Source organism: Oscillibacter sp. UBA6647 (assembly GCA_002455655.1).
Lineage (GTDB): Bacteria > Bacillota > Clostridia > Oscillospirales > Oscillospiraceae > Oscillibacter.
The window spans coordinates 9003-10825 of record DKLF01000102.1; the positions used below are offsets into that span (position 1 = coordinate 9003).

A 1823-nucleotide genomic window follows, 5' to 3' on the forward strand; every position below is an offset into this window, starting at 1 on the left:
GGGAAAAACCGTGCTGATTCAAGAGCTGATTCACAACATCGCCACGGAGCATGGAGGCTATTCTGTGTTCACCGGCGTGGGTGAGCGCACCCGGGAGGGCAGCGATTTGTGGCATGAGATGGCAAATTCCGGGGTCCTGTCCAAGACGGCCCTGGTATTCGGGCAAATGAACGAGCCGCCCGGAGCCAGAATGCGCGTGGCCCTGACGGGGCTGACCATGGCGGAGTATTTCCGCGACCACGAAAAGCAAAATGTGCTGCTGTTTATCGACAACATCTTCCGGTATATTCAGGCGGGCAGCGAGGTGTCCTCCCTCATGGGGCGGATGCCTTCCGCCGTGGGCTATCAGCCCACGCTTGCCAACGAAATGGGCATGCTGCAAGAGCGGATTACCTCCACGAAAGACGGGGCCATTACCTCCGTGCAGGCGGTTTATGTCCCTGCCGACGACCTGACGGACCCCGCCCCCGCCACTACGTTTGCCCATCTGGACGCCACCACGGTGCTCTCCCGCAAAATCGTGGAGATGGGAATTTACCCTGCGGTGGACCCGCTGGAATCCACCTCCCGCATTCTGGAGCCGGACATTGTGGGCCAGCGCCATTACAATGCCGCCCGGGCGGTGCAGGAGCTTTTGCAGCGATACAGCGAGCTGCAGGACATCATTGCCATCCTCGGCATGGAGGAGCTGTCCGAGTCCGACCGACTGACTGTGGAGCGCGCACGGAAGGTGCAGCAGTTTCTCTCCCAGCCGTTCTCCGTGGCGGAGAATTTTACCGGCCTGAAGGGGCGCTATGTCAAGCTGGAGGATACGCTGCGCAGCTTCGAGTCGATTCTGGGCGGCGAGACAGACCGCTTTCCCGAGGCCGCGTTCAGCATGATGGGCACGGTGGACGAGGTGGCCGAAAAGGCGAAAGAGCTGGGCGTTTCGTAAGCGGCGGGAGCGTTCGTGAGAAAGGGCAGATGAATCATGGAAAAAACCTTTTATCTGGAGATCGTTACTGTTGACCGCCAGTTTTATACCGGAGAAGCGCAGGCGCTGATACTGCCCATTCAGGATGGGCAATACGGCATTCTTCCCGGGCATGAGGCCACGGTGGTGGCCGTGGAGCCCGGCGAGGTGCGCTATCAGGCGGAGAACGTCTGGTATCCCTCCGTTGTGAGCGGCGGTTTCGCGGAGATTACGCCGGATTATGTCATTATGCTGGTGGCGTCTGCGGAGCATCCGGAGGAGATTGATTTCAAGCGGGCGGAGGAAGCCCGGCAGCGGGCCGAGGAACGCCTGCGCCACAAGCAAAGTATTGCGGAGTATTATAACTCCAAGGCGTCTCTGGCCCGGGCAATGGCGAGACTGAAGACCCGGGGCCGCCGGTAAAACTCAAATTCCCGAAGCCCTCCGGTGTATTATACCGGGGGGCTTCGGAGCCGTTTTGACATAGGCCGGGGGGTTCGTGCAATCACGCGTTGGAAATTAAATTTTATAATGCGGGTTTAGGAATGCAGGCGGAAGAGAACGTTCTACATAACTTCTACAAACTTGCATGCTACTGTAAATCCATAAGATTTGATAAGGAGGAACGGATATATGAAACTTTGGGAAAATTTGAAAAAGGCCTTTCAGAATTATCTGAACCGGATGGCAAAATCGAATCAGCAGTTATTTGGTAATTCAACACCCGATTGCTGCAAATTAAACCGTCAGAACAACAGCCGCCATCACAATTGATTGACGCACGGCGGACCATGCAAGCACCTCCGGTGCGCTCCCTTTCTCATGATGCCAAACGCCTGACGGTTGGTTTGGGCACCGCTGCCCAGCGCCA

3 protein-coding genes are annotated in these 1823 nt (G+C 57.1%); all 3 read left to right on the forward strand.

Annotated elements, in window-relative coordinates; all coding sequences use genetic code 11:
- Positions 1–934 (forward strand): F0F1 ATP synthase subunit beta (gene atpD, locus B2W96_RS07730; protein ID WP_293009709.1); only part of this gene is annotated, 934 nt, incomplete at its 5' end.
- Positions 935–970: 36 nt separating this feature from the next.
- Positions 971–1375, forward strand: a complete 405-nt coding sequence (gene atpC / locus B2W96_RS07735) for an ATP synthase F1 subunit epsilon (RefSeq protein WP_293009710.1) — start codon at positions 971–973, stop codon at positions 1373–1375.
- Positions 1376–1585: 210 nt separating this feature from the next.
- Positions 1586–1726 (forward strand): LDCC motif putative metal-binding protein, encoded by a 141-nt coding sequence (locus B2W96_RS07740; protein WP_293009711.1) that lies wholly within the window; start codon positions 1586–1588, stop codon positions 1724–1726.
- The last annotated feature ends 97 nt before the right edge of the window (positions 1727–1823 follow it).